This is a genomic window from Verrucosispora sp. ts21 (assembly GCF_002879555.1).
Taxonomy (GTDB): domain Bacteria; phylum Actinomycetota; class Actinomycetes; order Mycobacteriales; family Micromonosporaceae; genus Micromonospora; species Micromonospora gifhornensis.
In genome coordinates, this window is the sequence record NZ_PNOZ01000018.1 from 51,115 (window position 1) to 76,018 (window position 24,904).

Sequence of the window (24,904 nt, forward strand, 5' to 3'; positions counted from 1 at the left end):
CTGGTGGGGCGACGGGCGTGCTCTGGTGGGGCGACGGGCGTGCTCTGTTAAGAAGGGGCCCTTCCTATACACGAGGCGTTAATAAGGTGCCCTTCCTTTCATGCTCGGCGGGGGCGGTAGGTGGTGACCATGGTGGGGAGGCCGCGGCGGACGATGCCGGCCCAGTCGGTGTCGCCGCGCAGCATGGCGGCGGCGGTCTTGCGGACCTGGTCGGCGGTGAAGTGCGGGGGCATCATCAGCTCGGCCGGGTCGACCAGGGCGTTGATGACGGTGGGGCGGTCCGCCTGGAGGGCTCGGTCCCAGGCGTCGTTCACCTGATCCGGGCGGTCGACCAGGTCGCCGCGGAGCCCGAGCACCTCGGCCCAGCGGTGGTACGCGATGTCGGGTAGCTGCTGGCTGTCCGGGAACATCGGGGTGCCCTCGGTGGAGCGCTGTTCCCAGCTGACGAACGCCAGATCCCGGTTGTTGAGCACCAGCACCACGAAGCGGGGGTCGGCCCAGTCGCGCCAGTACTTCGCCACCGTGATCAGTTCGTTGACCCCGTTCATCTGCATCGCCCCGTCACCGATCAGGGCTATCAGCGGCCGGTCCGGGTGGGCGAGCTTGGCGGCCAGGGCGTACGGCATACCGCCGCCCATGGACAGCAGGGTGCCGGAGAGGCTGGCCAGCATCCCGGGGCGGACCTTGACGTGGCGGGCGTACCAGGCGGTGGTGGTGCCGCAGTCCACGGCCAGCATCACGTTGTCGGGCAGCCGTTCGCTGAGGCTGGCGAAGAGGCGTTGCGGGTTGACCGGGTCGGCGTCCTGCTCGGCGAGTTGACGCTGTGCCTGCCGCCAGGCGGCGGTGGCCCCGGCGATGGTCTGCCGCCAGCGGGTCGGTCCGGGGCCGGGCCCCAACTCACTCAGCAGGGCCCGCAGGGTGGGCGCGGCGTCACCGGTCAGGTTCACCTCGGTCGGGTACCGCAGGCCCAGTTGGGTGCCGTCGTGGTCGATCTGCACGGCCCGGGCCTGGCCGGGTGGTGGATAGAACTCCGAGTACGGCATGTTGCTGCCGACGATCAGCAGCCGGTCGCACTCCCTCATCAGCTGCCAACTGGGGCGGGTGCCGAGCAGTCCGATGGCACCGGTCACCCAGGGTTCCCGGTGGTCCACGACGGTGAACCCGAGCAGGGCGGTGGCCACCCCCGCGCCGAGCCGGTGGGCGATCTCGCGCACCTCGTTCTCGGCGCCGATCGCGCCCTGACCGACAAGCATGGCCACCCGTTCGCCACCGCGCAGCACCTCGGCGGCGTGCCGGACGTCGGCCTCCGGCGGCACGGTCGGTCCGCTGCTGGGCACGCTGCTGGTGTGGTAGAAGCCGTGCGCGTGCGGCGGATCGGGCACGGCGTCCTCGTCCTGCACGTCGAGGGGGAGGACCAGCGCGGTGACGGTACGCCGGGCCAACGCGGTCCGGCAGGCCCGGTCGACCAGGTGCCGTACCTGGGAGGGGTGGTCCAGTTGGGCCAGGAACGCCGACGCGACGTCCTTGTAGAGGGCGAGCAGGTCCACCTCCTGGTAGTAGCCGCCGCCCTCGGCGGTGAGTGCGGTGTGCCCGACCAGCGCCACCACCGGCTGGTGGTCCAGTTTGGCGTCGTAGAGGCCGTTGAGCGCGTGGATGGCCCCCGGCCCGCTTGTGACGAGTACGGCGCCGAGTGGCCCGCCGCCGTACTTGACGTGGGCGGAGGCGGCGAAGCCGGCGGTCTCCTCGTGCCGTACCTGGATGAACTGCGTCTGCTGGTGGGTGCGTTGCAGGGCGGAGGTCATGCCGTTGATGCCGTCACCGGGGTAGCCGAAGTACCGGCGTACGCCCCAGCAGGCGAGTCGCTGCACGATGTGGTCCGCCACTGTGGGGTTGCGGGGCAGGGGCCACGGGTCGGCCGGCACCAGACTGTCGACGTTCGCTGCGCTCACCTGGGTCGCCTCTCGGGTAGTACGGGCGAACGCGCATTCCCGTTACTATCCGGACAAAACCCTCGGGCTGTGGCGATTCCCGGCCGTGCCGTCAGTCGTCGGCACGAGCGGCACCGGCCGCGCCGGGGCGTATCCGGGTGGTGCGTGCAGCCGGTAGCTGCGATTCAGCCCGCCATGGTCCAGGGTCAACGCATGTTGCCCCGGACCAGGCGACACGGCGGGAGCCGCCCCCGACGTCGTGGGCGGCGCTGCTCCGCCACCACCACACGCCGCGGCCCCCGCCAGCAGGTAAGCCGACACGCACCACCCGAGCATCCGACGCACGCCGCCCCCTCCCGGCCGTTGGTCCACACCACGGTCGCCGCTGGGCAGTCGCCGCAACAACCCTTTCGGCGTACGCCGAAAAGCTGGCACCCTTGAGTAGTGATCAGCTTGCGGCTCGGTGCGGCGGACCTGACCCGGATCAGGTTCGGTAGCCGTCCCCACCCGGTCGGCACCGCGATCCTGGCCAGCCAGGCGCTGCGGGATCCCGTGGTGGCCGCGCGGATGCCGGTCCTGGCGGCCCGCGCGCAGGCGGCCTCGGCGAGCACCGCCGCGCTGCGGCACCTGCTGCCGGCGCGGGGCCTGCTGCCCGACTTCCTGACCCCGCTGCACGGGATCGAATCGGTGGCCGCCGGCATCGAGTCGATCATGGCCACTCCGCGTCGCCGGATCACGGCCGAGCTCACCGAGACGTACGCCAAGCTGCCGCCCAGCCTCTGGCGGCGGCGTTTCGTGGCGGCCGACCCGCAGATCCTGGAACTGCTGACCAGGGCGGTGGACCGCTACTTCGAAGCGGTGCTCGCCCCGTCCTGGTCACAACTGACGGCCGCACACCGGGGCCACGTCGAGCACCGCTCCCGCACGTACGCCCGGTCCGGAGTGGACGGTCTGCTCAACGAGCTGCACCCGTCGATCCGGTGGCGCCCGCCGATCCTGGAGATCGACAGTTGGTGGAGCGCGGAGCTGACCGGCACCGGCGAGGGCGTCCTGCTCATCCCCGGCCCGCTGGCCGGTCTGCGTCCCCGCGTGCTGGTCCGACCGGGCCAGCCGGTGCTGCTGGTGTACCCGGTCGATCCTCCGCCCGAATCGCCTCCGACCAGGCACGATCCGCTCGCCCAGCTCCTCGGCGCGACCCGTGCGGCGGTGTTGCGGCACCTCGGCGAACCCGGCCGGCACACCACCACGACGGTGAGCCGGCTCGCCGGAATCAGCGTGTCGTCGGCCTCCGAGCACACCGCCGCGCTGCGCGGCGCCGGCCTGGTCGACAGCGAGCGTGTCGGCGGCGCCAAGGTGCACCGGCTCACCCCGCTCGGCATCCACCTGCTCGCCGGCGACGCCAGCCCGACGAGGGGGTGACGGGCGGTGCCTCGACCGGGTGGGTGACACTCGAACCATGTCGCTCAGCGCGCACGACCTCGACCTGTTCGAGCAGTCGAGGGCTCGACTGGAGGCGGTGGCCTATCGCCTGCTCGGTTCGGCCGGCGATGCCGAGGACATGGTCCAGGAGACGTTCCTGCGCTGGCAGGCCGCCGACCGGGCGGGGGTCGAGCAGCCCGCGGCGTGGCTGACGAAGGTGCTCACCAACCTGTGCCTCAACCAGCTCACCTCGGCCCGGGCCCGGCGGGAGAGCTACGTGGGCATGTGGTTGCCGGAGCCACTGCTGGCCGGGGACCGGATGCTCGGCCCGGTCGACACCGTCGAGCAGCGCGAATCGGTGTCGCTGGCGGTGCTGACCCTGATGGAACGGCTCTCGCCCAACGAGCGTGCCGTGTACGTCCTGCGTACGGCGTTCGGCTACCCGCACGCGGAGATCGCCGAGATCCTCGACCTCACCGAGTCGAACTGTCAGCAGCTCTATCGGCGGGCCCGGCAGCACGTCGCCGCCGGCCGGGCCCGGGTCGAGGTCGACGAGGCCGCCGCCCGGACCATCGTGGCGGAGTTCCTCGCCGCGGCCCGCAGCGGCGAGACCGCACGGCTTGTCGAGTTGTTGACCGATGACGTGATGAGCACCGGTGACGGTGGAGGCAAGATCCCCGCCCGGGGCACGCCGATCGTCGGTGCGCTGGCCGTGGCCAGGTTCCTGCGCGGCGTCTTCCGGGCCACGGATCTGCGCCGGCAGGTGCTCGGCGGGGCGGCGGCACTGTACGCCGAGATCGTCAACGGTGTGCCCGCGGTGCTCGTCGTCGTCGGGGACCGGGTCGTCGGGGTGCTGACGCTGGAGATGACCGCCGAGGGCGTGTCGGACATCCACGCCCAGGCCAATCCCGACAAGCTCGACCGGGTCACCCGGCTCTGGTCTGCCTCCGCGCGCTCCGAGCCCGTCGTCGACGGCTGGTGACCCAGGCCACAGCCGAATCCTGTCAGCAATCGCGGCGCTGCCCGGTTCAGGAAGCGTACGCCGCCGACCGGCCCGTTCCGGTCGACGGCACCGCACGCAGACAGGGAGTGGGAGCATGACGCATCGCATCGTCGTCCTCGGTGCCGGATACGCCGGAGCGACCGTCGCCGGTCGCCTCGCCCGGCGACTGCACCCCGACCAGACCGAGATCACCGTCGTCGACGCGTCCGCCGATTTCGTCGAGCGGGTCCGCCTGCACGAGTTCGCCGCCGGGTCGGAACTCAAGCGTCGTGCGCTGCGCGACGTCTACGCGGGCACCGGCGTGCAGGTACGACTGGCGCGGGTGACCGGCGTCGACGTCGAGGCCAGGACCGTCGCGCTGACCGGTGCCGATGGGCCCGACGAGATCGGCTACGACACGCTCGTGTACGCCCTCGGCAGCGCCTCCGCCGATCACGGTGTCCCCGGCGTCGCCGAGCACGCGTACGACGTCGGCAGCGCCCGGTCCGCGTTGCGGTTGCGCGAACGCCTGACCGACCTCGGCGCGGGCGGCAGCGTCCTGGTCGTCGGCGGGGGACTCACCGGCCTCGAAGCGGCCACCGAGATCGCCGAGGCCCGACCCGACCTCGTGGTCGCGATCGCCACCCGTGGCGGCCTCGGCGACTGGCTCGACGCGCGGGCCGGCCAGTACCTGCGGGAGGTGTGCGACCGGCTCGGCATCACCGTCCACGAGCACACCGACGTCAGCCGCGTCGAGACGACCGGCGTCGTCACCGGCACCGGCGAGGTCATCGGGGCCGAGGTGACCGTCTGGTCCGCCGGCTTCGCCGTGTCGTCCCTCGCTGCAACGACGGGCTTGCAGGTCGCAGCGACCGGGCAGATCGTCGTGGACGCCACGATGCGCTCGGTGTCGCACCCCGACGTGTACGCGGTCGGCGACGCCGCCCTCGCCGAGGGACCGGGCGGCAAGCCGTTGCGGATGTCCTGCGCCACCGGAATCCCGACGGGCTGGCAGGCGGCCGACGCCATCGTCGCCCGACTGACCGGGCGACCGGTGCGCAGGATCCCGATCCGCTACTTCAACCAGTGCATCAGCCTCGGCCGACGCGACGGCATCATCCAGACGGTGACCGCCGACGACCGGGCCAAAGCGACGCACCTGCGGGGCCGGCTGGCGGCCCGCTACAAGGAGATCGTCTGCCGGGGCGCTGCCTGGGCGGTGTTCCACCCGACGCTGCTGGTGCCCTTCCGGCGTCGCCGCATCACCAGCCCGGCGACCACCGTCGAGCGCCACGCGCGTTCGGTCAGGTCCGATGTCGGGGGCGGCCACTAGAGTCCCCGTATGGCCGATGGTGAGCTGCCGGAGCACGCGCGGCGCCGGCAGCTGATCCACCGGTACGTCGACCGGAAGGTGGTCTGGCGAGCCCGGATCTACGCTGCGGTGTTCGTGGTGACGCTTGTCGTCACCCTCGTCGACGCGGTGATCGCCGGCGGCTGGACGTGGCTTCGGGCGCTGGTCGGGATCGTTGCCGGAGTCTTCGTCGGCGTCGCGGCGAGCCGGATGACGCGCCTGCGGTGGGACGGCTTCGAGAAGCGGGTGGTCGGCAGGATCGACGCGATCGGCATCGTCGTACTGGCCTGCTATATCGCGTTCAGCTTCCTGCGGGCCCGCATCGTCGGCCTGTGGGTGCCGGCCTCGCAGGTGGCGGCGACGAGCATGGGCCTGCTGAGCGGGGCGATGCTCGGGCAGATCCTCGGCATCCGCCGAGGGCTGCGCCTGCTGGGCCGCCGCCTGCTCGCCCAGCCCACTGGTACGACGGCGACCGGGCCACCGGCCGACGGAGATCATGACCGTGACCACACGTGATGAGGCGGGCTGAATGGCACCTCTGCGGTACTCCATAAACATCACAGTGGACGGCTGCTGCGATCACCTCACGGTCACACCGGACGAGGACCTGCATCGGCACCACATCGGGAACCTCGCCCGGGCCGATGCGCTCCTCTTCGGCCGGGTGTTGTACGAGATGATGGAGGAGGCGTGGCGGCCGTCCGCGTCGGAGGTGTCGAGACCCGACTGGATGGAACCCTTCGCCCGGACGATCGACGCGGCGAAGAAGTACGTCGTGTCGAGCACCCTGGAGCAGGTCGACTGGAACGCCGAACTGGTGCAGGGCGACCTGGGCAAGGCCGTCGAGCAGATCAAGCGCGAGTCGCGCACCGGTGTGTTCGTCTCCGGCGTGCAGCTTCCACTGGCGTTGGCCGAGCTGGGCTTGATCGACGAGTACGAGTTCGTGGTGCATCCCCGGATCGCGGGGCGCGGACCGCGACTGTTCGAGGGGCTGTCGAGGCACGTCGACCTGAAGCTCGTGAACCGGTTCGAGTTGGCCTCAGGCGCCTCGGTGATGCAGTACGCGCCGACCAGCTGACCCGCGTCACCCATCGCCGCCCACGACGACAGCACCCCGGCCAGGCATCCGTGCCCGGCCGGGTCGGCGGAACGTGGCCGGGTGGTGTGCTCGGCCGAGGGTCAGTGCCGTCTGGCCAGGTCGAGGAACGACCGCCAGGCGGCCGGCTCGAAGGCGAGCACCGGCCCGGCCGGGTCCTTGCTGTCGCGCACCGCCACCACACCCACCAGGTTGTCGGCCACCTCGACACAGTCACCGCCGCTGGTGCCGCTGCGGGTCGCCTTTCGCCAACGGGCGTTACTGAGGTCCATGTTGGCTCTCAACTTCCTTGATCAGGGCTACCGAGAGGTCTTCGGGGAGGGCGACGCCGCGCACGCATTCCCATCTGGCCAGCAGTGTAGACAGGCGGTCCTCAGTGTCGGCGGCCTCGCCGCCGAGCTGGCTCTCCAGGTGTCCGACCCAGGTGCCGTCAGAGAGCCGGGCCAGCAGAACTGGCCCTGACAGGCCGACGTGCAGGCCCGCGCGGGACGGGATGATGTGGATGTGAACGTGCGGCAACTCGGCCACCCGCAGCAGGTGGGCGAGTTGCTCGGCCATGATGGCGTCGGTGCGGCGTAGGGCCGCCTCGTCGGTCACCGCGACGATCTGCGGTGGACGTTCACGCTTGAGGATTTCCTGGCGCTCCATCCGGGCCGCCACCTGCTGCTCGATCTCCTGCTCCGGCCGGGTGTCATCGAAGCGGAGCACCGCGCGGGCGTAGTTCTCGGTCTGGAGCAGGCCGGGAATCAACGTTGGATGAAAGCATCGCAGTTGCTTTGCGGCGCGTTCGGCTTTCAGCCAGGGCATGAACCAGGCGGGCTGGGCGTCCTGCTGGGCGGTGCGCAGGAGGGATTCGAAGAGGCCGCCGGTTTCCAGGATCTCGTCCGCGCGGCGGGCGTACGGCAGGTCGATCGGGCGGGTGCCGGTCTCCACGGCGGAGACGGTGGAGGCCGAGTAGTTGGTGCGCTTGCCGAACTCCTCCTGGTTCATGCCGGCCAGGGCCCGCTGCTTGCGTAACTGGACGCGGATCAGATCCACGCTCTGCTCACCTTCCACCGCACCTCCAGGAGTCTCATCAAGATCGCCAAGGGTTGCCGAGTGGCTGCCAAGATCCACGGAGTGCCACCGTGGTCAGGCTCGATGCGTTCCGAGCGTAGTGCTGCGGTCAGCAGACTGTCACGTAAGCGGATCCGCTCCCATCCAGACAGGGACGGGGCGGGTTCTGCACCGGGGCCGCCCTCGCGCTTCCCCCGCGTCGGGGCGGCCCCGGGGTCTCGTCACTCGCTGTGGGTGCGTTTCTTGCTGCTACCGCGACAAGAAACGTACCCAAACTGTCTTTTGTGGGAGGTCGACCATGCCGGTCGCCGGGGCTCGCTGCCCGACCGCGTCGCTGCCGCGCCGCCACGCCCGCACCCGCCGCCCGACGACGCCACCTGAGGTGGCGGGGGAAGGGGGACCGCCGGTGATCAGTACGCGGTTGCCCACGCCGGGCCGAGGTCCGTACCCGCAACGTCCCGGCGCGGTCGGCTCCGACCCGCCACACACACCGCTGCGTCCGATGTGGTGCTGCCGGGCCTGCGGGCAGCCGTGGCCGTGCGCGACCTCTACCACCTCAACCCGCACGACGGCCCGGACCCGAAGACGCTGTTCGACCGGTTCCTCGCCTGGGGGCGGCCTCGCCGGCGGAGGTCGGAAGTGAGTCGATGACCAGGCGTTCGACGTCGGCCCAGGTGGGTGTGGGGCGACCGTAGTCGGGGACCGGGCGGCGCTGGGGGCCGAAGAAGTACTGGTGGGCGACGGCTCCCCGGATCGCGGCGTGCACCTCGGGATGGTCGTCGACGAAGTGGGTGAGGGCCAGGTCGAGGCAGTGTTGCCGCTTGTCGGCGCGGGCCCGGCAGAACCGTACCTGTGCGGGGTCGACGCCGCTGCGCCGGTGGAAGTCGTGGGCGGCGAGCCAGCGCAGGGTGCGGGCCTGCACGCGCGGGCCGCACTTGGAGACCAGCCAGACCCGGCCGTCGAAGCGGGGGACCAGGCGGGCGATGGTCTGCACCGCACCGGGTACCTCGGGGGTGGCGAGCATGGTCGCCTCGTCGCCGCTGAAGAAGGCGGTGTCGTCGCCGCTCGGGTGGGCGGAGCCGTCGATGATGACCCGGCCGATGTCGATGCCGAGTCGGGGAATGTCCTCGTTCACGTGACCAAGCATCGGGCCGGATGGGCGTACGCAGAACTATTGTTCTGTCGGTGATCTATAGTCCTGGGTTATGGCTGGTCGGGAGTTGCTGGAGGCCGACGCGCTCCGCTGTTTCGCGGTCTTCGCCGAGCACCGCAACTTCACCGCCGCCGCGGCGGCACTGCACATCAGCCAACCCGCCCTGCACGTGAAGATCCGTAAGCTGGCGGCGGCCCTCGACGTCGACCTGTACCAGCGCGACGGACGGCGGCTGACCCTGACCGCCGCCGGTGAACGCCTCGCCGCGTACGCGCTGGACTCGCGGCGGCGGGCCGACGAGTTCCTCCGGGAGCTGCACCACGAGTCGACTCCCACGCTGACCGTCGCGGCCGGTCGGGGCGCGCTGCGCTGGGTGGTCGGCGAGGCGATCCGGCAGATCGGACGGCAGGGCTACCGGGTCCACGTGATCACCGCTGACCGCGATGCCGCGCTCGCAGCCCTGCACGCAGGCCAGGCCGACCTGGCGGTCATCGCCCACGACCCGCCGACGCGGCAGGTCGAGGCGGTCCAGATCGCCGCGTACCGGCAGGTGCTCGTGCTCGACGAGCGGCACCCGCTCGCCGAGCGTCGGCAGGTCCGGCTGCGCGACCTCGACGGCCTCGACCTGGTGGTACCCCCGGCCAACCGGCCGCACCGGCGGGCACTGGACCGGGCGCTGCTCGACGCGGGCGTACGGTGGCAGGCCGCCGCCGAGGTCGACGGCTGGGACCTGCTGGTGCACCTGGCCGGACTGGGCGTCGGGGCCACCGTCGTCAACGGCTGTGTCGGGCTGCCCGACGGTCTGCGCGCCGTGCCCATCGACGGCCTGCCGAAGGTCCGCTACTGGGCCACCTGGCGGCAACCGCGAGCCCATCTGGTCCGCGACTTCCTCAGCCAGTTCCCGCCGCCCGGCGGCACCGGCCGCGCCGGGCTGTCCCCGCCCGTCGACACCGGCCGGTCCGAGGTGTCCCCGCCCGGCGGGACCGACCGGGCCGGTGCGTCCCGATGACCGACCGGCTCACCTCGACCAGCAAGTTCCTGTCGTACGTGCTGCGGCATCGGCCGGACGCGGTCGGGATCACCCTCGACGAGGCGGGCTGGGTGCCGGTGGACGTGCTGCTCGCCGCGTTGGCCCGGCACGGGCGGCCGGTCACCCCCGCGGTGCTCGACCGGCTGGTCGACGGCACCGACAAGCAGCGTTTCGAGGTCCGCGAGGGCCGGATCCGAGCCGCCCAGGGCCACAGCATCCCGGTCGACCTGCAACTCGCGCCGGCGGTGCCCCCGGCGCTGCTCTACCACGGCACGGTGGCCCGATTCCTGCCCGGCATCCGCGTCGACGGGCTCACGGCGGGTGGGCGTACCCATGTGCATCTGTCGTCCGACCTGGACACCGCCGCGCGGGTCGGTGCCCGACGCGGCAGGCCGGTCGTGCTGCGTATCGACGCCGCCGGGATGCACGTCGCCGGCCTCGTCCTCCACCGGGCCGCCAACGGCGTCTGGCTGACCCGCCACGTGCCGCCGCGGTTCATCACCCTGCCGAGCTGACGCCGACTCGGCATCGTCGTGCCTCAGCGCGGCAAGGCATCCATGACCCTTGATATGTTATCGCTCACACGATACCGTCCGAGCGGGAGCCGGGCACACGCTTGACGCGCCCAGAGCCGGTCCGGGATTCCGGCGAGTGGGCGAAACCGCGACGCCGACCGACGGGCGACGCGGATCCCGACCGGGCGCCACCGAATCGATCACGGCCGCCCCGGGGTCCGCAGTGAGCACGTCCGTGTCGGACGGGTACGCGGAGCAGGGCGAGCTCATCGACCACCACCAACGGTGCAGCGGCACCTTCCGCGCGTCCGGTGCGACGCGGAGACGGAGCAACATGATGGTGAGACCCAGATCGATCTTCGGGCCCGCCGCGATCGCGGCGCTGCTCGTGCTGAGCGTGGGCGGAGTGGCGCTGGCCACCGGCCCCACCGCAACGGCGTCGACCACCGACGTCGGCACCCTGGCGGCGACCGCGGGCTGCGGCCGCGCGCCGGGGCTCAACAGCGGCACGCACACGATCCAGAGCAACGGCAAGAGCCGCAGCTACATCCTGCGGATCCCGGCCAACTACGACAACAACCACCCGTACCGGCTGGTGCTCGGCTTCCACTGGCGCGGCGGCTCGGCCGTCGACGTGGACACCGGGCAGACGGTGCAGCGGGACACCTGGTCGTACTACGGACTGCGGCAACTGGCCAACAACACCACCATCTTCGTGGCACCGCAGGGCCTCAACGCCGGCTGGGCCAACTCCGGCGGCGAGGACGTGACCTTCGTCGACGACCTGCTCCGGCAGGTGGAGGCGAACCTCTGCGTGGAGACCACGCAGCGCTTCGCACTCGGCTTCAGCTGGGGCGGCGGGATGAGCTACGCACTGGCCTGCGCCCGACCCAACGTGTTCCGGGCGGTCGCGGTGTACGCCGGTGGCCTGATCAGCGGATGCAGTGGCGGCAACGGTCGGATCGCCTACTTCGGGGCGCACGGCATCCGGGACAACGTCCTCGGCATCTCCGGTGGCCGGTCGCTGCGCGACCGGTTCGTCAACAACAACGGGTGCACCCCGCAGAACCCGCCGGAGCCGGGACAGGGCAGCCTGACCCACCGCACCACCACCTACTCCGGCTGCGCGGCCGGCTACCCGGTGGTGTGGGCCGCCTTCGACGAGGGCCACATCGCCGCACCCCAGGACGGCGCACCCGGTGACAGTGGTTCCCGGACCTGGCTGCCGGCGGAGACCTGGCGGTTCTTCACCCAGTTCGACAGCAGCACCCCGCCGCCGACGGACCCCACCACCCCGCCGCCGACGGATCCGACCACTCCGCCGCCGTCGGGTGGTGCCTGCCGCGTGGCGGTGGCCGTCAACGCCTGGAACAACGGTCTGACCCAGGACCTCACCGTCACCAACACCGGTGGCAGCGCGATCAACGGCTGGTCGCTGGTGTTCACCCTGCCCGGCGGGCAGAACATCACCGGTGGCTGGAACGCCAGCTACTCGCCCACCTCCGGGCAGGTGACCGCCCGCAACGTGTCGTACAACGGCAGCATCGCCCCGGGTGCCTCGGTGAGCATCGGCTTCCAGGCCACCCACACCGGCAACTCGGCGAGACCGTCGTCGTACACGCTCAACGGCGCCACCTGCACCATCGCCTGAGTCACGCGCACACCTGATCGGCGGTCCCCGGCCTCGCGTCAAGCGCGGCCGGGGACCGCCGCCGTGCCGTGGCTCGGCGTGCGCGCAACCCGTGCTGGGCTTGGTGTGCCGCGCAACCCGGGCTGGGCGGGGGGTGCCCCTACAACAACGCCGAAGTTGCTGGGTGCAGGCCGGGTGGATACCGCAACATCGCCGAACTTGTCGGGCTTGGTCCAGCGGTGCGGCCCGTGCGCCCGTGCGGCCCGTGCGGACCGTGCGGCCCGTGCGGCCGTGCGGACCGTGTGGTGGCGTGCGACCGGTAACTGGGGATGCGTGTTTATGCTGAGGAGCGCATACTCTTGCTGCTGAAGTCGATGAGGAGAGTCATCAGGTGGACGTCGCCGCCCCTCGGGGTTTTCGTGCACTGGTCGGCAACGTCGGTCTCCGCGAGGATGGCGACGACTTCACCGCGCTCGTCTCGGACGTGCCGGCGGTCAGCGCGGCGGTCTTCACCCGCTCGCGGTTCGCCGGGCCCAGCGTGCTGCTCAGCCGATCGGCCCGTACGTCGGCGGCGCGTGGAGTGGTGGTGCTCGCCCGCAACGCCAACGTGGCCACCGGCGACGAGGGCATGGCGAACGCCCGGGAGATCCAGGCTACGGTCGCGGCGGCGATCGGGCTGGAGGCGGACGAGCTGCTGATCGCCTCGACCGGCGTGATCGGCCGGCAGTACCCGATGCCCCGGCTGCGCGAGCACCTGGCCGAGCTGCGCTGGCCCTTCCCGCCCGCAGACTTCGACCGGGTGGCTAACGCGATCATGACGACCGACACCCACCCGAAGGTGGTACGGGCACGGTGCGGCGAGGCCACCATCGTCGGTGTCGCCAAGGGCGTCGGCATGATCGAACCGAACATGGCCACCCTGCTGACCTTCTTCTGCACCGACGCCGAGATCGGATCCGACGATCTCGATCGGGTCTTCCGCGCCGTGATCGACCGGACCTTCAACGCGGTGAGCATCGATACCGACACCTCGACAAGTGACACTGCGGCCATCTTCGCCAACGGGCTCGCCGGACCGGTGGACGTCGACGAGTTCGCCGAGTCACTGCGTACCTGTGCCCTCGAACTGGTGCAGATGGTGGCCCGTGACGGTGAGGGGGCCAGCAAGCTGATCGAGGTCCGGGTGACCGGGGCCCGCGACGATGACCAGGCCAAGCGGGTCGGCAAGGCGATCGTGAACTCGCCGCTGGTGAAGACCGCCGTTCATGGCGCGGACCCGAACTGGGGTCGGGTGGCGATGGCGGTGGGCAAGTGCGAGGACGACGACGACATCCGGCCGGATCGGGTTCGCATCGGTTTCGGTGGGCTGGCGGTCTATCCCACGGCGGCGACCGACGAGGTGCTGCGGTTGTTGGAGGAACACCTGCGCCGCGACCACGTGGTGATCGAGGTCGACCTCGGCATCGCCGCCGGCTCGTTCGTCGTCTACGGCTGCGACCTGACCGAGGGGTACATCCGGATCAACGCCGACTACACCACCTGACGGCGCCGAGCCGACGCACCTGTCCGGGGCCGAGCCGACGCACCTGTCCGGGGCCGGGCCGGGGAGCCAGACGCAAGGCGGCAGAATTGCCGGGTGCCTGTGGAGCTGATCACCGAGCCGGACGACGAGCGGATCGCCGACTATCGCGCGCTCACCGACGTGGAGTTGCGCACCCGGTGGGAGCCCCCGCACGGGCTGTTCATCGCCGAAGGGGAGCTGGTGCTGCGCCGGGCGCTGCGCGCCGGCTACCCGGCCCGGTCGTACCTGGTCGACGCCAAACGGGTCGACCAGCTCGCCGACCTGGACACCGGCGACGCCCCGGTGTACGCCGCCACCCCCGACGTGTTGCAGGAAGCCACCGGCTTCCACGTGCATCGGGGGGTGCTCGCCTCGTTCCGCCGCAAGCCGCTGCCCAGCGCCGCCGAGGTGCTGGCCACCGCCCGCCGGGTGGTGATCCTCGAAGACGTCAACAACCACACCAATCTGGGCGCAATTTTCAGGGCGGTCGCCGCGCTCGGGGTGGATGCGGTGCTGCTCTCGCCGTCCTGCGCCGACCCGCTCTACCGGCGCAGCGTACGGGTCAGCATGGGTGAGGTGTTCGCCGTGCCGTACGCGAAACTCGATCCCTGGCCGACGGCGTTGGCGCAGGTACGCGACGCCGGGTTCACCGTGCTGGCGATGACCCCGGCCCCCGACGCGGTACCCGTCCAGCGGCTGACGCCCGCCCAGCGGGCCCGGGCCGCGCTGCTGCTCGGTGCCGAGGGCGCCGGGCTGACCCAGGCCGCGATGGCCGCCAGCGACGTACGGGTGGTGATCCCGATGCGTCGCGGTGTCGACTCGCTGAACGTCGCCGCCGCCACCGCCGTGGCCTGCTGGGAACTGGGCCGCGACGACCCGCTCTGAGCTGACCTGCGATTACCGGCAACGGAATCACGGACGGTAACGTGTCGCGGGTGTTCCCCACCGTCCGTCAGGTCCTGGCGCTTGACCCGGTCCGTCGTGGCGCTCCGCGTCTGGTCGCCGGAGAGGTGGGGTTGGACCGGCCGGTGCGGTGGGTGCACGTGGCCGAGGTGCCCGACATCGCCACCCTGCTCGGCGGTGGCGAACTGGTGCTCACCACCGGCATCGGGTTGCCGGCAGACGATGCCGGGCTGCGGGCGTTCATCGCCGACCTGGCCGGTGTGGGCGTCTCCGGACTGGTGGTCGAACTCGGTCGCCGCTACCACACGGGGGTACCGAAGGTGATGGCCGCCGCCGCCGGGCGGCACGGCCTGCCGCTTGTGGAGTTGCGCCGGGCCACCCCGTTCGTACGGATCACCGAGGCGGTGCACGCCCTGATCGTGGACGCCCAGCTCACCGAGTTGCGGGCGACCGAGGAGATCCACCAGCGGTTCACCGAACTGTCGGTGGAAGGCGCCGAACCGGACGAGGTGATCCGGCAGGCCGCCGAGCTGTCCGGCTGCCCGGTGGTGCTGGAGAACCTGTCCCGCCAGGTGCTCGCCTACGATCCGGCGCGGGAGAACGCCGAACTGCTGCTCGACGGGTGGGAGCAGCACTCGCGGCGGATCCGGCCCACCGGGCGTACGGCGTACGACCCGGACAGCGGCTGGCTGGTCACCATGGTCGGTGCCCGGGGCGAGGACTGGGGCCGGCTGCTGCTGCGCTGGCCGAGCGGCGTCGACCTAGGTTCGGGCGACGCAGACCTCGGTCCCGGCGGCACCGACCCGAGCGGACCGGGCGACGGCGAGTCCGACGGAGCGGGCGACGTGGTGCGTGGCCTCGCCGTGCCGCCGACCCGGCTGACCATCCTGGTGGAGCGGGCCGCGTCGACCCTGGCGCTGGGGCGGCTGATCCGCCGCGACGCCGAAGGGTGGGAACGGCAGATCCACCGCACCCTGCTCACCGCGCTGCTGGACCGCACCCGGCCGGTCGACGAGGTGGCCCTGCGGGCGCGGGCGCTGGGGCTGGTGCTGGACCGCCGACACCTGGTCGGGGTGGTGGTCCGGCATCGCGGCGACGACCCGGCGGACAACGGCACGGCCGCTGACCCGGGTGGTGATCCTGCCCTGGCCGGCGGGGAACCCGGGGCGGCCCGCCTGCGGGACCTGGCCGAGACGGTCGGCCAGGCGCTGCGCGAGGCGAACCTCACCGGCCTGACCAGCGCGGTAGACGACCAGGCGGTCGGGGTGCTGCTGGCGCTCGCCGACGCGGCGGGGGAGGAGCGGGCCCTGACGGCGTTCGCGGCCGCGCTGCGCCGCACCCGCCCCGACAGCCGCCCGCCCGACCCGGCGTCACGCCGCCCCGGCAACCTGATCATCGCCGCCGGCTCGGGGGTGGGCAGCCTGCGGGAGGCGGGACGATCCCTCATCGAGGCCCGGCAGGTCGCCGAAGCGGCCCGGCGGGACCGGCGGGACCTGCCGATCTTCCGGCTGCCGCACGTCGGGCTCGCCGGGCTGCTGCACCTGCTACGCGACGAGCCGCGCCTGCAGACGTTCGTCGAGCGCGAGCTGGGGGCCCTGCTGGCGTACGACGCCCGGCATCCGCGCGAGCAGCTGCTCGGCACCCTGCGCGCGTACCTGGAGCAGGGCCGGAACAAGTCGGCGGCGGCTGCGGCGGCGCACCTGTCCCGACCCGCCTTCTACGAACGGCTGGCCCGCATCGGCCGGATCCTCGACGTCGACCTGGACTCGGTCGACGCCTGCCTCTCCCTGCACGTCGCCCTGCTCGCCCTGGACGCCATCCGCGCCCCCTGACATCACGCGGTGAGCGAGTTCAGGGCCTTGGCGTAGGTGGGCGGCACGTAGGAGGGGCCGCCGCCCGGGGTGAAGGTGTCGGAGGTGGCGGCGGTCTCCCAGGCAGTGTCGGGAAGGGCGGCGACCAGGGCGGTCACCACCGCGGTGTCCCGCCACTCGGGTTGCTGGGCGAGCAGGCTCAGCGCCACCACCGACTCCTCGACCTCGCCGACACACTCGAACGGCTTGTGCCCGTCGACGCCGAGCAGTTCCCGGTAGCCGGGGATCTGGGTGGCATCGGCGAGCAGGTCACCGCCGAAGATGTGGGTGATCCGTTCGCGGGACATGAACGGCGCCAGCGCCAGGAAGACAAACCGGCACTTGGGGCAGTCGCGGCACCAGCGGTCGCTCGCGTCGCGCAGCTTGAAGGCGGCGTTGCAGCTGGTCACCACATCGTCGTACCGGTCGATGGTGGCGAAGAGCCGCGCGATGTGCAGCTCCGACAACGGGCGCAGCAGGGAGAAGTACGGCTCGGTCAGCCCGGCGTGCTCGGCCAGGGCGGCCCGCAGCAGCCCCTCGGCCTCCACCCCCTTGGACCACTGGTGGTTGATCTCGTGACCGTTCCAGATCAGGTTCGGGTCGGACGCCGAGCGCTCGTTGGACATCACCACCGGACCCAGGCCGTGCAGCGCCGCAGTGGCGACCGCGATCAGCGAGTTGATCGCAGTGACCGGGATGTGCCCGTTACGGGCCCCGGCCGCGTTCAGCTCGAACAGCACCGGGTCGAGGCGTCGCCGCGCCGCCAGCGCGGTGAGCCCGGAGGCGGCGTTCACCGCCTTGATCACATGGTTCGGGTTGACCGAGAAGGGCACCGGGTCGAGACCGGCGCGGCGCAACGCCTCCAGGCTGACGATGGAGTCCTTGCCGCCACCGACCGCCGACAGCGGCCGCCGGTCGGAGTTGTCGTACTCGGCGGCGGGGCGTACCCGGCCGTCCGGGATCTGCGGCGTCAACTCCAGCACGTACGGCAACTGGTTGCGGTAGGCGTACTCGGCCAGGCCCTTGGTGTAGACGGCGGTGACGAACTCGGCGGCGGCCGGGCCGAGCGGCGCCGGCAGCACGATTTGCCCCGGCGCGGCGGCCTTGTAGTAGCTGACCCCGGCCACCACGTGCAGCAGCTCCAGGACCCGGCCGAGAGCTGCCACAGCCGCGTCCGACGGTGACTGCTCGGGCACCGGCAGGGTGATCACTTCGGTGAACCGCTGTTCGCCGTCCGGGCCGCTCAGCGCGTAGTCGAACAGCGCCTCGCCGGTGGAGAGGTCGATCGAGTAGGACGGGAAGGTGAACGCGTCCATCCGCGCCAGCTGGGTGTTGGGCACACGCCATACTAGGCCCTGGTTCGTCCGGCCGTGCCCGGCTCCGCCGGACCGCGTACGTGCCCTGCCGTCGTCGCCCCGAGGAGAAGTTGTGCGCCTGTCTGACCTGCGCGGACGTACCGTCGCCGTCTGGGGGGCCGGCCGGGAGGGCCGGGCCGCGGTGATCGCGATCGCCGCCCACGGGCCGGCGGACCTAGTCGCCGTGGACGACAGCGCGAACTTCCTCACCCTGCCGTGGGAGGGGCCGTTGGCCGAGGCCGCCCCGCTGATCACCGGCGAGGAGGGCTTCGAGCGGCTGGCCGCCGCCGACGTGGTGGTCCGCTCGCCGGGCGTGCCGCAGACCCACCCGTGGCTGGTGGAGCTGCGTCGCCGGGGTGCCACGATCACCCAGGGCACCGCGTTGTGGATGGCCGACCACGGTGAGCGCACCGTCGGGGTGACCGGCAGCAAGGGCAAGAGCACCACGTCCAGCCTGATCAGCCACCTGTTGACGGCGATGGACCGGCCCAACGTCTTCGGCGGCAACATCGGCGTACCGACGCTGGACCTGCCGGAGGCGGACCTGTACGTGCTGGAGCTGTCCAGCTACCAGTGCAGCGACCTGACCGACTCGCCCCGGGTGGCGGTGGTGACCGCGTTGTTCCCCGAGCACCTCGACGCGCACGGCGGCGAACGGGAGTACTACCGCGACAAGCTCAACCTGATCGCGTACGGGCCGCGCACGGTGGTGGTCAACGGCGCCGACCCGCGGCTGGCGTTCGAGCTGGGCGACCGGGCGGCGATCCGCGCCGGCACCGCGGAGTCGGTGAACGTGGCCGCCGGCCCGGACGGCGCCCCCTGGTTCCACCTGGTCGACCGGCCGCTGTTCCCCCGGGCGGTGCTGCCGCTGGTCGGCCGGCACAACGAGGGCAACCTCTGCGTCGCCCTGGCGGTGCTCGACGCGCTCGGCGTGGACGTCGTCGGGCGCAAGGACACCCTGGCGGTGGCGGTGGCGGAGTTCCAGGGGCTGGCCCACCGGCTGACCGAGATCGTCGACCCGTCCGGCCTGACCTTCGTCGACGACACCCTGGCCACCAGCCCGTACGCGGCAATCCACGCCATCGACGCGTACGAGGGGCGGCCGTTGACCGTGATCGTCGGCGGCAACGACCGAGGTGTCGACTACACCCCGCTGCGCGAGCACCTGGCGGAGCGGGAGTTGAGCGTCATCGGCATCCCGGACAGCGGCCCGCGCATCATCGAAGCGCTGGCCGGCCTGCCGAAGGTGCGTACCGAACTGGTCGACGACCTCACCGCCGCCGTCCAGTTGGCCCGCCAGGTCACGCCGGCCGGCGGTGTCGTCCTGCTCTCCCCGGCCGCCCCCAGTTACGGCCGCTTCCGCAACTTCGAACACCGCTCCCAGGTCTTCGCCGAAGCCATCCACGCCACCGCCCCGTGACCGGGCCTCTTGAGGACGTCCTGATCCGCTGCCGCGAACCTAATGATCAACCAAGGCGGCGTGCACGGCGCGCAGGGAGCGGATGGCCGAGCGGATCTCCTGCAGGTAGCGGCCGGGGGTGAGGGTGGGCTCGGGCAGCCGGGTCAGGTCGGGCAGCGTGGGGTCGACGCCGACGGTGTCGACCTCGCAGGCGTACGGCAGGGCGAGGGTGCGTAGCGCGTCGCAGTGCTGGAACGGCACGTAGATCGGCGCGGTGACCAGCAGCACCTCGTCGGCGCGAGCCAACTGGGCGTGCTCGGCCCAGAACCGCTGGGTGTCGGCGGTGTGCGCGCGACGGCGTTCCGGCTCGCTCGACGGGGCAGCCAGCACCCGCACCGGCGGCTGCCCGGCCGGCCGATAGGTCCGCGACGACCAGGAGTGGTGCGGGTGGTCGGCATCCAGACCGTCCTCGGCCTCCGGCGCGGACACCGCGAACGCACGCCGTACCGCCGCGTCCAGCGCGTCGACCTCCGTGTCGCAGCCGGTCACCCCGACCTCGGCGAGGGTACGCCGTTCCACCTCGGACAACGGCCGGAAGCTGCCCAGCACCGCCACCTCACCGGCGACGTCCACACCGGTACGCAGCAGATGTCCGGCGTACGCGACCCGGCGCAGGCAGGCGTGCGCCAGTCCGCCCAGCACCACCAGGTGGGCGTACCGGGCGCGGGCCGGTGGCCGGGCGCGGACCAGGCCGAGCGCGTCGGCGCAGTGGTGCACCACCTCGACGGTGGCCGGGTCGAGGGCCGGTTCCCGGGCCTCGGGGCGTTCCCGGCCACCACGGAAGTCCCAGCACCGGGCCGAGAAGTCGTCGAGGCCGGCGAGCACCGCACCGAGATCGCCGCGCGGCCATCGCCCGCCGAAGTGCGCCACCAGCCCGCGCAGCGGGGCACTGTCGACCCAGCCGGCGATACTGTCCACGCGCACGCCACCGCCGGCCCTGCTGGCTCCGGCCGCACCGCCGGCTTTGGTCGCACCGCCGGCCCGAGCGGGCCGGGCGGCCTGCGGCAGGGGCACGGTCGGGGTGCTCGGCGACGCTGGGAACGACTGGTCGGGATCGGTGGTGCCGGGCGACGGAACGGCACACTCAGACACGGATCGGATGCTACCGGCCGGCGGTGTGCCTCCGTCGCAGCAACGAGATGTCGGCCGGGTCGGCAACGGAAAACGCGGCGTAGTGCCCAGAGCGGCCACCGGAAGCGCGGCGATGTGGTCGAAGTACCACGGAAAGCGTTGACGTTGTGTCAGGGAGTGTGGGTCCATCCGCGACACGTTGACTCTTGTCCGGGCAGCGACGGTGGTGAAACCGTGCCGTTACCGCGAACCGAAGGGTGCGACGATGACCTCCGACGACCTGCTGGCTCGACACCGGGCCGTGCTTCCGTCCTGGATGCCGCTCTACTACGCCGATCCGATCGAGGTGGTCTCCGGCGAAGGCCGCCGGGTCACCGACGCGCAGGGCCGCACCTACCTGGACTTCTTCGGCGGGGTGCTGACCAACATGATCGGGTACGACATCGCCGAGATCCGGGAGGCGGTGCAGCGGCAACTGGCCACCGGGATCGTGCACACCTCGACGCTCTACCTGATCCGTCAGCAGGTCGAACTGGCCGAGAAGATCGCCCGACTCTCCGGCATCCCGGACGCGCGGGTCTTCTTCACCAACTCCGGCACCGAGGCCAACGAGGCCGCGCTGCTGATGGCCACCAACTACCGTCGCTCCCACCAGGTCCTCGCGGTCCGCAACAGCTATCACGGCCGGTCGTACGCGACGATGGGCATCACCGGCAACCGGGGCTGGTCGGCCAGCCAGCTCAACCCCCTCCAGGTGGCCTGGCTGCACTCCGGTGAGCGGCTGCGCGGTCTGCTGTCCCGGCTGCCGGAGGCCGACCGGATCGACGCGGCGGTGGAGGACCTGCGGGAGGTGCTGGCCACCCAGACCAGCGGGGACGTGGCCTGCCTGCTGGCCGAGCCGATCCAGGGCGTCGGCGGTTTCGTGCACGGCCCCGACGGTCTCTTCGCGGCCTGGAAGAAGGTCCTCGACGAACACGGCATCCTGCTCGTCTCCGACGAGGTGCAGACCGGTTGGGGGCGTACCGGGGAGCATTTCTGGGGCTACCAGGCGCATGGCGTCACCCCGGACCTGCTCACCTTCGCCAAGGGCATCGGCAACGGCTTCGCCCTGGCCGGTGTGGTCGGTCGGGCCGAGGTGATGGAGGCGGTGCCGGCGATCAGCTTCTCCACCTTCGGCGGTAACCCCATCTCCACCGCCGCCGGCAACGCCGTCCTGGACTACCTGCTCGACCACGACCTCCAGGCCAACGCGGCCCGCACCGGCGCGATCCTCGTCGACGGCCTGCGCGCCGCCGTGGGCGGCCTCGACTGCGTCGCCGAGGTACGCGGCAAGGGCCTGATGCTCGGCGTCGAGTTCGTCCGACCGGGCACCGCCGAACCGGACGCGGCACTGGCCGCCGGCGTCTTCGAGGCGTGCCGGGCCGGTGGCCTGCTGGTCGGCAAGGGTGGCCTCTACGGCAACGTGCTGCGGATGGGGCCGCCGCTGACCCTGACCGAGGACGAGGCCCGTGAGGGTCTGGCCATCCTGGTCGAGGCGATCCGCTCCTGCGCCGCCGAGGCGGTCACCCCGTGAGCGCGAGGAGTGAGCCGGTTCTGCGAGCCCCGCAGTCGCGAACGAAAGGTGGTCCAGCATGAACCTGATCGGGCACTTCGTCGACGGTAAGCGGGTCAGCGGCAGTTCGGCGCGGCGTGGGGACGTCTTCGATCCGGCGACCGGTCGGCGTACCGCGCAGGTGGAGCTGGCCTCCGCCACGGACGTCGCGGTCGCGGTGGAGGCCGCCGAGCGGGCGGCCCGCAGCTGGCGGGACGCCTCGCTGGCCAAGCGGACCGCGGTGCTGTTCGCCTTCCGGGAGCTGGTCCACGCCCGCCGCGACCAGCTCGCCGAGGTGATCACCGCCGAGCACGGCAAGGTGCTCGCCGACGCCGCCGGCGAGGTGCAACGCGGCCTGGAGGTCATCGAGTACGCCTGCGGCATCCCCTCGGCGTTGCGCGGCGGCTACAGCGAGAACGTCTCCACCGAGGTCGACTCGTACAGTCTGCGCCAGCCGCTCGGGGTGGTCGCGGTGATCAGCCCGTTCAACTTCCCGGTGATGGTGCCGCTGTGGTTCGTGCCGGTGGCGGTGGCCGCGGGCAACGCGGTGGTGCTCAAGCCGAGCGAGAAGGACCCGAGCGCGGCCCTGCTGCTGGCCGAATGGTTCGCCGAGGCCGGCCTGCCCGACGGGGTGCTGAACGTGGTCAACGGCGACAAGGAGGCGGTCGACACGCTGCTGGAACACCCGGCGGTCAAGGCGGTGTCGTTCGTCGGCTCCACCCCGGTCGCCCGGTACGTCTACCAGCGCGCCACCATGGCCGGTAAGCGGGTGCAGGCGCTCGGCGGGGCGAAGAACCACATGGTGGTGCTGCCCGACGCCGACCTGGACCTGGCCGCCGACGCGGCGGTCAACGCCGGGTTCGGTTCGGCGGGGGAGCGGTGCATGGCGATCTCCGCGCTGGTGGCGGTGGAGCCGGTCGCCGACGAGTTGGTGGCGCGCATCGCGCAGCGCATGGCCGGACTGCGTACCGGCGACGGTCGGCGCGGCTGCGACATGGGGCCGTTGGTCACCGCCGCGCACGCCGACCGGGTCCGGTCCTATGTGGAGGCAGGCGTGGCCGCCGGTGCGGTGCCGGTGGTCGACGGCCGCGACGTGACGCCCGACGGAGACCCGGACGGCTTCTGGCTCGGCCCCACCCTGTTCGACCACGTCACCCCCGACATGTCGATCTACACCGACGAGATCTTCGGGCCGGTGCTGTCGGTGCTGCGGGTCGCCTCGTACGACGAAGCGGTGGCACTTGTCAACGCCAGCCCGTACGGCAACGGAACGGCGATCTTCACCAACGACGGCGGTGCCGCCCGGCGCTACCAGCACGAGGTGGAGGTCGGCATGGTCGGCGTCAACGTGCCGATCCCGGTGCCGATGGCGTACTACTCGTTCGGCGGCTGGAAGTCCTCGCTCTTCGGTGACCTGCACGCGCACGGCCCGGACGGCGTCGCCTTCTTCACCCGGGGCAAGGTAATCACCAGCCGCTGGCTCGATCCCCGCCACGGCGGGGTCAACCTCGGCTTCCCCACCCAGACCTGAGCAGCCGCAGAGCACCCGCCCCGACCAGGTACGCCACCAGCGCGGCCACCGGCAGGCCGAACGGGTCCGGCGCGGTCTTCGCGGCGACACTGTTGGCCGCCATCGCGTACACGACGGCGGCGTAACCGGCGACGACGGTCGCGCCACGGGCCACCGCCCACCGGCGCGACCGTCCGGCTCCGCTCTCGCGTGGCTCGGGCTGCCGGTCGGTGGTCGGGTGGTCAGTGGGGTGGTGCCGGGTCGTTGTGGAGCGGCCGGTGCGGGCTTCGATCGGGCCGAAGATCGTGACAAGCACGGCCAGCACCGCGCTCAGCATCAGCAGCCAGGGCAGCCGCCAGGCGAACCAGGCTCCCGTACCGGCCTCCGGAGTGGGCAGCACCCCGAGCTTGTCCAACGCGCCCACCAGCAGGATCACCGCACTGAGGTGCCAGAGGAAGACGGTGAGCACGACCGAGTTGACGCCGATCACCGCCTGCCATGGTCGACTGCGGTGCAGCCACCGTTCGGCCCGTTCCCGCAGCAGCAGGATCAGCCCGAGCTGGGCGGTGGTCACGGAGAGCAGCACCACGCTGGGCGGGGCGGCGTTGTCCAGCCGCTCACCCGGCACGTTGATCATGCTCACCGGGTACGGTCCCGGCCCGGTGAGCAGCACCGCGACGGCCAGCCCGCCCGCGATCATCAGCAACGCTGCCCGCCGCGACATCGGCAGACAACGGGTCCGGACCCAGGCGAAGCCCCCTGCCGGATGGCAGTTGCCCCGGCGGGCGTCGTACCAGGCGAAGCCGATCTGGTGGATGGCCAGCCAGCCGAGCAGGTAGTTGGGTAGCGCCAGTTCGGTCGGGCCGAACGCTCGGCCCAGGTCACCCAGCGCGACCAGCAGCGCCAGGGCCACCGGCACCGCCAACCCGAAGCGACGGTGCAGCGCGTACATCACCGGGGCCAGCGGCACCACCGCGAGGTAGGCGGCGAGGAACCACAGCGGGACGGTGGCGAACCAGATCACCGTACGCACCTGACCCGGCTCGGCACCGACCAGCCGGGCGATCAGGGCGCTGCCGGCGAGCACCAGCACCAGTGCGGTGGTCGGGCGTAGCAACCGGGCGCTGCGTCCGAGCAGCCATCCGGTGGCGTCCCCGCCCCGGGCCCGCTGCGATGCGAGGGAGGCGGCGTTGGCGTACCCGCCGACCAGGAAGAACACCGGCATGACCTGGACCAACCAGGTCAGCGGATAGGCCCAGGGCATCGCCGGCAGAGCCGAGTGCCCGTCGGGCCGCCCGTGCGGGCCGTAGTAGATGGTGGCGATCATCCAGTGACCGAAAACGACAAGCACGATCGCCAGGGCGCGGAGCAGATCGAGGTAGCGCTCGCGGTCGGCCGGCGTCCGTGCGGCGAGTCGGGCCAACCGGCGCATGCACCGAGCGTA

General features: G+C 71.8%; 21 protein-coding genes and 1 pseudogene. 15 read left to right on the forward strand and 7 right to left on the reverse strand.

The window, feature by feature from the left end:
* Window positions 1-98: 98 nt before the first annotated feature.
* A complete protein-coding gene (locus C1A38_RS10365; RefSeq protein ID WP_233196755.1) occupies window positions 99-1,949 on the reverse strand; it encodes a thiamine pyrophosphate-requiring protein in 1,851 nt (616 codons plus the stop codon).
* 423 nt (window positions 1,950-2,372) lie between these two features.
* Between C1A38_RS10365 and C1A38_RS10375 the strand changes: the two genes are divergently transcribed.
* The 5 genes from C1A38_RS10375 to C1A38_RS10395 all read left to right on the forward strand — a co-directional run bounded on the left by C1A38_RS10375 (window position 2,373) and on the right by C1A38_RS10395 (window position 6,758).
* Window positions 2,373-3,347, forward strand: a complete 975-nt coding sequence (locus C1A38_RS10375; protein WP_102657624.1) for an ArsR/SmtB family transcription factor — start codon at window positions 2,373-2,375, stop codon at window positions 3,345-3,347.
* Between the two features lie 37 nt (window positions 3,348-3,384).
* On the forward strand, window positions 3,385-4,329 hold the full coding sequence (locus C1A38_RS10380; protein WP_102657625.1) for an RNA polymerase sigma-70 factor: 945 nt from the start codon (window positions 3,385-3,387) through the stop codon (window positions 4,327-4,329).
* A gap of 115 nt (window positions 4,330-4,444) precedes the next feature.
* The gene (locus C1A38_RS10385) at window positions 4,445-5,662 is read left to right on the forward strand and encodes an NAD(P)/FAD-dependent oxidoreductase (RefSeq protein WP_102657626.1); all 1,218 of its coding nucleotides are present in this window, start codon (window positions 4,445-4,447) and stop codon (window positions 5,660-5,662) included.
* 9 nt (window positions 5,663-5,671) lie between these two features.
* Entirely contained in the window at window positions 5,672-6,196 is a 525-nt protein-coding gene (locus C1A38_RS10390) for a hypothetical protein (protein ID WP_102657627.1), read from the forward strand.
* A gap of 13 nt (window positions 6,197-6,209) precedes the next feature.
* Window positions 6,210-6,758, forward strand: coding sequence for a dihydrofolate reductase family protein (locus C1A38_RS10395; RefSeq protein ID WP_102657628.1), 549 nt, complete (start codon window positions 6,210-6,212; stop codon window positions 6,756-6,758).
* 101 nt (window positions 6,759-6,859) lie between these two features.
* On the opposite strand, the gene C1A38_RS10400 is transcribed toward C1A38_RS10395, so the two are convergent.
* Together C1A38_RS10400 and C1A38_RS10405 are read right to left on the reverse strand one after the other, a co-directional pair.
* Complete coding sequence (locus tag C1A38_RS10400) at window positions 6,860-7,048, reverse strand: DUF397 domain-containing protein (protein ID WP_102657629.1); 189 nt, start codon at window positions 7,046-7,048, stop codon at window positions 6,860-6,862.
* A complete protein-coding gene (locus C1A38_RS10405; RefSeq protein WP_102657630.1) occupies window positions 7,035-7,832 on the reverse strand; it encodes a helix-turn-helix domain-containing protein in 798 nt (265 codons plus the stop codon). The genes C1A38_RS10400 and C1A38_RS10405 overlap by 14 nt, the downstream gene beginning before the upstream one ends.
* A 406-nt stretch (window positions 7,833-8,238) precedes the next feature.
* On the opposite strand from C1A38_RS10405, the pseudogene C1A38_RS31745 reads away from it, so the two are divergent.
* Window positions 8,239-8,483: pseudogene (locus tag C1A38_RS31745) on the forward strand (hypothetical protein).
* Here the strand turns inward: C1A38_RS31745 and C1A38_RS10415 are convergent.
* On the reverse strand, window positions 8,389-8,967 hold the full coding sequence (locus C1A38_RS10415; RefSeq protein WP_102657664.1) for a hypothetical protein: 579 nt from the start codon (window positions 8,965-8,967) through the stop codon (window positions 8,389-8,391). The pseudogene C1A38_RS31745 and the gene C1A38_RS10415 overlap by 95 nt on opposite strands.
* 70 nt (window positions 8,968-9,037) lie before the next feature.
* On the opposite strand from C1A38_RS10415, the gene C1A38_RS10420 reads away from it, so the two are divergent.
* The 6 genes from C1A38_RS10420 (at window position 9,038) to C1A38_RS10445 (ending at window position 16,456) form a co-directional block, all read left to right on the forward strand.
* Window positions 9,038-9,994, forward strand: coding sequence for a LysR family transcriptional regulator (locus C1A38_RS10420; protein ID WP_102657631.1), 957 nt, complete (start codon window positions 9,038-9,040; stop codon window positions 9,992-9,994).
* Window positions 9,991-10,530 (forward strand): RNA 2'-phosphotransferase, encoded by a 540-nt coding sequence (locus tag C1A38_RS10425; RefSeq protein WP_102657632.1) that lies wholly within the window; start codon window positions 9,991-9,993, stop codon window positions 10,528-10,530. Before C1A38_RS10420 ends, C1A38_RS10425 begins: the two co-directional genes overlap by 4 nt.
* A gap of 337 nt (window positions 10,531-10,867) precedes the next feature.
* Window positions 10,868-12,181: a CE1 family esterase gene (locus C1A38_RS10430; protein ID WP_233196756.1), complete on the forward strand. Its 1,314-nt coding sequence runs from the start codon at window positions 10,868-10,870 to the stop codon at window positions 12,179-12,181.
* A gap of 370 nt (window positions 12,182-12,551) precedes the next feature.
* Window positions 12,552-13,703, forward strand: a complete 1,152-nt coding sequence (gene argJ, locus C1A38_RS10435; protein ID WP_102657633.1) for a bifunctional glutamate N-acetyltransferase/amino-acid acetyltransferase ArgJ — start codon at window positions 12,552-12,554, stop codon at window positions 13,701-13,703.
* 93 nt (window positions 13,704-13,796) lie between these two features.
* Window positions 13,797-14,606: a TrmH family RNA methyltransferase gene (locus tag C1A38_RS10440; protein WP_102657634.1), complete on the forward strand. Its 810-nt coding sequence runs from the start codon at window positions 13,797-13,799 to the stop codon at window positions 14,604-14,606.
* Window positions 14,607-14,656: 50 nt separating this feature from the next.
* Window positions 14,657-16,456, forward strand: a complete 1,800-nt coding sequence (locus C1A38_RS10445) for a PucR family transcriptional regulator (RefSeq protein WP_455565549.1) — start codon at window positions 14,657-14,659, stop codon at window positions 16,454-16,456.
* Window positions 16,457-16,458: 2 nt separating this feature from the next.
* Here the strand turns inward: C1A38_RS10445 and C1A38_RS10450 are convergent, their stop codons facing one another.
* Window positions 16,459-17,814, reverse strand: a complete 1,356-nt coding sequence (locus C1A38_RS10450) for a MurL-like N-terminal domain-containing (RefSeq protein ID WP_102657636.1) — start codon at window positions 17,812-17,814, stop codon at window positions 16,459-16,461.
* Between the two features lie 88 nt (window positions 17,815-17,902).
* Between C1A38_RS10450 and murD the strand changes: the two genes are divergently transcribed.
* Window positions 17,903-19,249 carry a UDP-N-acetylmuramoyl-L-alanine--D-glutamate ligase gene (gene murD, locus C1A38_RS10455; RefSeq protein ID WP_102657637.1) on the forward strand — a complete coding sequence of 449 codons (1,347 nt, stop codon included), beginning with the start codon at window positions 17,903-17,905 and terminating at the stop codon, window positions 19,247-19,249.
* 39 nt (window positions 19,250-19,288) lie between these two features.
* On the opposite strand, the gene C1A38_RS10460 is transcribed toward murD, so the two are convergent.
* Window positions 19,289-20,380 (reverse strand): hypothetical protein, encoded by a 1,092-nt coding sequence (locus C1A38_RS10460; RefSeq protein ID WP_233196757.1) that lies wholly within the window; start codon window positions 20,378-20,380, stop codon window positions 19,289-19,291.
* 244 nt (window positions 20,381-20,624) lie between these two features.
* On the opposite strand from C1A38_RS10460, the gene C1A38_RS10465 reads away from it, so the two are divergent.
* Both C1A38_RS10465 and C1A38_RS10470 read left to right on the forward strand, forming a co-directional pair.
* Window positions 20,625-21,932: an aspartate aminotransferase family protein gene (locus C1A38_RS10465; protein WP_102657667.1), complete on the forward strand. Its 1,308-nt coding sequence runs from the start codon at window positions 20,625-20,627 to the stop codon at window positions 21,930-21,932.
* Window positions 21,933-21,990: 58 nt separating this feature from the next.
* Window positions 21,991-23,481, forward strand: coding sequence for a CoA-acylating methylmalonate-semialdehyde dehydrogenase (locus tag C1A38_RS10470; protein WP_102657638.1), 1,491 nt, complete (start codon window positions 21,991-21,993; stop codon window positions 23,479-23,481).
* Here the strand turns inward: C1A38_RS10470 and C1A38_RS10475 are convergent.
* Window positions 23,453-24,892: an acyltransferase family protein gene (locus tag C1A38_RS10475; RefSeq protein ID WP_102657639.1), complete on the reverse strand. Its 1,440-nt coding sequence runs from the start codon at window positions 24,890-24,892 to the stop codon at window positions 23,453-23,455. The two genes, C1A38_RS10470 and C1A38_RS10475, sit on opposite strands and share 29 nt — an antisense overlap.
* Window positions 24,893-24,904: the final 12 nt, after the last annotated feature.

Coding starts and splice junctions, on each gene's coding strand:
- C1A38_RS10395 (WP_102657628.1), top strand. CDS start 6,210: ATGGCACCTCTGCGGTACTCCATAAACATCACAGTGGACGGCTGCTGC.
- C1A38_RS10420 (WP_102657631.1), top strand. CDS start 9,038: ATGGCTGGTCGGGAGTTGCTGGAGGCCGACGCGCTCCGCTGTTTCGCG.
- C1A38_RS10430 (WP_233196756.1), top strand. CDS start 10,868: ATGGTGAGACCCAGATCGATCTTCGGGCCCGCCGCGATCGCGGCGCTG.
- C1A38_RS10385 (WP_102657626.1), top strand. CDS start 4,445: ATGACGCATCGCATCGTCGTCCTCGGTGCCGGATACGCCGGAGCGACC.
- C1A38_RS10400 (WP_102657629.1), bottom strand. CDS start 7,048: ATGGACCTCAGTAACGCCCGTTGGCGAAAGGCGACCCGCAGCGGCACC.
- C1A38_RS10380 (WP_102657625.1), top strand. CDS start 3,385: ATGTCGCTCAGCGCGCACGACCTCGACCTGTTCGAGCAGTCGAGGGCT.
- C1A38_RS10425 (WP_102657632.1), top strand. CDS start 9,991: ATGACCGACCGGCTCACCTCGACCAGCAAGTTCCTGTCGTACGTGCTG.
- C1A38_RS10390 (WP_102657627.1), top strand. CDS start 5,672: ATGGCCGATGGTGAGCTGCCGGAGCACGCGCGGCGCCGGCAGCTGATC.
- C1A38_RS10475 (WP_102657639.1), bottom strand. CDS start 24,892: ATGCGCCGGTTGGCCCGACTCGCCGCACGGACGCCGGCCGACCGCGAG.
- C1A38_RS10465 (WP_102657667.1), top strand. CDS start 20,625: ATGACCTCCGACGACCTGCTGGCTCGACACCGGGCCGTGCTTCCGTCC.
- C1A38_RS10470 (WP_102657638.1), top strand. CDS start 21,991: ATGAACCTGATCGGGCACTTCGTCGACGGTAAGCGGGTCAGCGGCAGT.